Here is a 4,869-nt window from a genome sequence, read left to right as displayed (position 1 = left end):
ATGATGTGGTGATGTCCACGCAGCCCCAGCTGTGCCCGGCATGGATGGTCGCGTTCTCGAATTCTTGGAGGTTCAGGCGGACCGGTCGTTCGTACTTAGGCGGGTACACCGCCATCCACACCCGCTGCGCTGGCGCCACGCTCTGTTGCCACGGCAATGCGACGAAACGCCGGTACGACGCAATGAGATCATCCACATAGCTCACAGCAATTCGCCCTCCAGCGGCCGCAGGAGCTCACGGAACCCGATCTCAACCACCCCTCCGGCCGTGCGGAGCTCAAGCATTCCACGCTGCGACGCAGTGGCGGCCAGCTCGACTAAACGCGATTTTGGCTGGTCGAGGATCCTCGCCCATAGGGTCTCGAACAGCGCCTGACCACGAGCGTCCTGAAGGTACCCAAGCAGCAGGGCATAAGCAACGGAGGCCGGTGTCGGATCGACGACGACACGAATCTTCTGCGTCGGCTTCTTTGCGTCCAAGTGGCCGGATTGGTTCCAGGACGATGCGACCTTCTTTGCCGTCGTACCGCGGGTGCTCTCCTTATAGGCGCCTGGAAACGCGGACTCGATGGCAACCTCGAAGTCACTCGGTGTGACCACTTGGCCTGGTTCAGCAGTCAGGATCACGGAGGAACTAGCCCGTAGCACCGGGTCGCGAGCCATCGCACAGAGGAGGGCAATGAGTCGCTGACCGGAAGTGTCGTCAGACCACAGGTCTCGGAGCGCACGGAACAACAACGAGTGCGGGTCGAGCGCGTAGAAGCGACGGAGCTGCCGGAACGCCCACTCACGCCCGCTCGTCGTGTCCTTGCCAAGTACGTTGTCCTCCATGACGGCGGAGCGGTAAGCCTCAGAGGGCGCATCCGGGGGAAGCAGCGACAGGAGCCGCTGCAGGCTCGATACCAAGATCGTCTGGCTCGTACTCGGACCGCCCGACATGTCGCCCGACACGATCTCAGAGGTTAAACGCATTGCCAGTCCACTTCTAGGCATTGCAGCCGCCCTTTGCGTGCCACCGGAGAGGGCTTGGCTAGAGGTCATCGGACGTCAACTCGGTGCAAGCACTTTGAGCATGGGCGATCCGCAGCGTGCCCGTCGGTACGTTGCGCCCCATCGGAACACGGCAAAGTTCCTGCGAGATTGGTCAGTTCGCCACCCCCTGCGTCTGATGCCCCCAAGCGTCGTGGTCGAGACTACAGCGTGGCCAATCCAGCGAGCCAGAGCTGGGTCACATCGGCAATTGCGGGAGCGTTGAGCCGGTTCTGGTGGCCTCAGACCACGTTGTCTTTAGTCCGTGACGTCAGTTGCGTGACCCGCAGACGTACTCGACGGCCCCTGAGGGGCGGAGGAACAGCAACACACAGCGGTTCACCTGCTCTCCCGTGGCATCGGCGACGGCTCGCGCGTACACGTTGAGCTGGGTCTCGTAGGCGGCGACAGCTTCAGCGGTAGTCGCCGCGTCGGTCTTGAAGTCGACCACGACGAGGCCGTCGTCGTCCCGGAAGAGGAGGTCCACATACCCTTCGACCAGCGCGCCGTCCACCACCGTACCGACGTAGGTCTCGCGCCAGTGCGGCGAGACGGCCGCCCGCGACATGATCGGCGAGTTCAACGCGGACCAGACGGCCGCGGCCACGTCGTCAACGGCGTCCGGGACGCCCTCGGCAAGCGCCTGCGCCGCGGACAACTCCTCCACACCGGCACCGGACGCGAGATCGACCGTCTGCAGCACCGCGTGCACGGCCCGACCGATGGCGGTGCCGTACCGGCCCTTCGCCCAGGCGGGAAGCTCCAGGTCGCGCGGCTGTTTGGCCAGGCCATCACGGACAAACACTGGCAGCTCGACGGTGGCACGGCCGTGCGCGATGTCCGTGGCGGACTCGGCCTCCCGGTGGCGGGCATTCTGCACTGCGGCTTCTCGTCGCCCGGACCACTCGTCCCACGTCGGCAGCGCCTCACGCGCCGCCGCAGAAGACACCGACGCAGCGACCGAACCCCGCACTACAGCCGAGGGATCCGCTGCCCACACCTCGTGCTCGCCCCCGGCGCAGGCCTCACTAAGTACCGTCGCCGGGCAGTCGGTGCCGTCCCTTCGGTGCAAAGACACGGCCAGGTGGTACCGCGCCCGGGTGCACGCCACATACAGCAGACGTAGCCGCTCGCATCGCTCGATGACCTGTTCTTGCTGATCAGCCACCCCGTAGCCGATGGTCTCGATACTGGCGCGCGGCCGTAGTTCGCAGCCACCGTCGTCGGGCCAGAGCACCATCGGTCGCTGGTTGGAGCCCTTCGAGGCCAAGCCGGCCACAATCACAAACGGGAACTGCAAACCCTTCGAGGCGTGGATGGTGGTGATCCGGACCGCATCGGTGTCGGTCTCCGGTAGGACCGTCTCGCTGACCCGCGCGGAGTCCTCCGCCTGCCGCTCCGCCCACAGCAGATACTCGCGCAGCGATCCGTGCTCGGCCTCGGACCAGGCGCGGGCCTGGTCGACGACAAACCGCAGCCGCCGCCAGGTCTCCCGATAACGCGGCGTGTCCACGGCGGTCTCAAGAACCCGCCGGCGGTCGATGATCTCGTCGAGCAGCTGCGACGGAGTCATGTGGGAACGACGACGCGCCCAGTTACGCAGGTGGGCCAGCCCGTCGGCCACCCGCACGTCGTCGACCCGCCCATCTGCCAACGGCCGTGCGAAAGGGTTCCACGAGCCCCCGGCGGCACGCCAGCGCCAGAGCTCGGCGTCCGAACAGCCGAACATCGGAGCCCGGAGGGTGGACACGGTGGCGAGCTCGTCGGTCGGGTCGTCGATCGCCTTCGCGCACAGCAGGAGCTCCCGGATCTCCGGTGCGGAGTAGACGAACGTGGCCGCCTCCGTCCGATACGCGATCCCAGCGGCGTCCAGAGCCTCCTCCAGGCCGCCAATGGATGTCCTGGTGGGTGCCAGGATCGTGACGTCGGCCAGGTTGAGCGTGCGGCCGTCCACCCGCCAGCGCTCCTCGACCGCGCGTTGGATAAGTGCGGCGATGTCGCTTGCCTCTCGCTGGCGGATATCGCCGGCCAGAGGTCTGTCGGTGTGCGCGTCGCGGCCGAGCACCACCACCGGCGGGCCGTCGGCACTGGACCAGAACGGGAGTTCCGGCGGCGGGTCCAGCGGCTGATACGCGGGCTGTGTCCCGGCCGACTCCGTGATGAGCGCGCCGAACACGTGGTTGACCCAGCTCAGGATCTCCCTGGTGGAGCGGAAGTTGGTGGTGAGGGAGACCGTCTCGCCCAGCCTGTCGCGAGCCTCCAGGTAGGTGCTGATGTCCGCCCGGCGGAACCGGTAGATGGACTGCTTCGCGTCACCCACGAAGAACAGCACGCCGTCCGGCACCTTCACGTCGCGCCAGTCATCCTGCTCGGCGGCGGCCCCTCCGGCGATCCGGACGGCCAGCTCGATCTGGATGGGGTCGGTGTCCTGCGACTCGTCGAGCAGGAGCCTGCGATAACGGTCCGCGAGCCGGTCACGCGCCTCCGGGTTCCGCCGGACCAGACGGCGCGCGAGCACCAGGAGGTCATGGAAGTGCAGAGTCCCGTCAGCGACGCGCTGGTCCGCCGCTTCAAGAGTGGCCTGCGCCAGCCGGGCCAGGAGCCACCGCAGCACGTCGTCCACCACCTGGGCGCGGATCCGGTCCGCGTGCTCTTTCAGGTCTGCGAACGCCTGGCGGATCTCGTCAACGGGGCAGGACCACGAGCCTTTGCGGCCGATCCGCCCGCCCTTGGGTACCGCGCTGAGCAGGTCGAGGAGCTGCGCGTCGTCGGCGTCGTGCGTCTTCTCCAGCCAGCCGGCCAGCGCGTCGAGCCGCGCCAGGAGCTTGTCGTCGGCGTCCGTGCACTCCGGCCGCCGGCCGATCAGCGCCGCCGCCTGCTGACGCAGGCCCGCCATCTCCACACGCCGGACGGCCGCCGGTGACGATGAGGCCAGCCGCTCCTCCACCAGGTCCCAGTTCCGGTCCAGCTCGAACGCCAGGGCACGCAGGTCCTCCAGCTTGAGCCCGGCGGCCAGCGCGAGCCGCAGCACCGGCGCCGCGTCGGGATCTTGCAGCAGTTCGGTCTGAAGGTCGTCCCAGCGCCGGTCGATCGCCACCCGGGAGGACAGCTCGTCGAGCACCTCGAACAGCGGCGGAACGCCCGCTTCGATCGAATGCTCTGTCAGCACCCGGCGCGCGAAGGAATGCAGCGTGCCGATGGCCGCGCCGTCCAACTCGTCCACGGCGGCGCGTTCGCCGGCCCGTTCCAGTTCCACCCGGACCCGGTCACGCAGCTCCGTCGCCGCCTTCTCGGTGAACGTCACCGCCGCGATCTGCCGCAGCGGCACGCCACTGGCCACCAGCGCGACGATCCGGGCCACCAGCACCGTGGTCTTGCCCGAGCCCGCACCTGCCTCGACGAAGAGGCCGCTGCTCAGGTCCGTGCTGATTCGGTTACGCACATGCTCGTCGGTGAGCGTCATGCCGGCACCTCCCCGTCGACACCGTCGAGCATGGATCGCAGCGGTACAAGTGCCGGATCCTCGGATTTGGCGGCCCACGCGGCCTCGACCCCGTGTTCACCGAGGCCGTCCGGATTACAGGCCGGACAGTCCCACATCGGGTTGGAGGGGTCGTTGGGACGGGCGAGGAACACGCCCCGGCTGATCCCGTCGGCGATGATGCGCAGTGCGCGGTTCGCGTGCTCGAGGACCGCGTCGCCGACGTCGTACCCGATCCGGTCGAACCCGCCACGACGGCTGGTGAACCAGTACTCGGAGCGCACCACCGTGTCCGGGTCGCCCATCGCGGCGCGGGCGGCGACGGCGTAGATGGGGAGCTGCAGCCGCTGCCCGCGGTG

At 68.0% G+C, this 4,869-nt stretch carries 3 protein-coding genes and 1 pseudogene; all 4 read right to left on the bottom strand.

Going from position 1 to position 4,869, the window contains the following annotated elements; translation table 11 throughout:
• A pseudogene (locus ELR45_RS37135) lies at window positions 1–196 on the bottom strand (BREX protein BrxB domain-containing protein); the annotation flags it as partial.
• A 5-nt stretch (window positions 197–201) separates the two neighbouring features.
• Window positions 202–972: a hypothetical protein gene (locus tag ELR45_RS07090; protein WP_165367553.1), complete on the bottom strand. Its 771-nt coding sequence runs from the start codon at window positions 970–972 to the stop codon at window positions 202–204.
• A 328-nt stretch (window positions 973–1,300) separates the two neighbouring features.
• A complete protein-coding gene (locus tag ELR45_RS07085) occupies window positions 1,301–4,492 on the bottom strand; it encodes a UvrD-helicase domain-containing protein (RefSeq protein ID WP_129664631.1) in 3,192 nt (1,063 codons plus the stop codon).
• Window positions 4,489–4,869: PD-(D/E)XK nuclease family protein (locus ELR45_RS34760; protein WP_165367552.1), on the bottom strand; the 381-nt coding region annotated here is incomplete at its 5' end. The genes ELR45_RS34760 and ELR45_RS07085, both read right to left, overlap by 4 nt.

The organism is Phytoactinopolyspora endophytica (assembly GCF_004138495.1).
GTDB classification, from domain to species: Bacteria; Actinomycetota; Actinomycetes; order Jiangellales; family Jiangellaceae; genus Phytoactinopolyspora; species Phytoactinopolyspora endophytica.
Note: the sequence above shows the minus strand (reverse complement) of the source record. Positions and strands in the feature narration are given on the sequence as shown.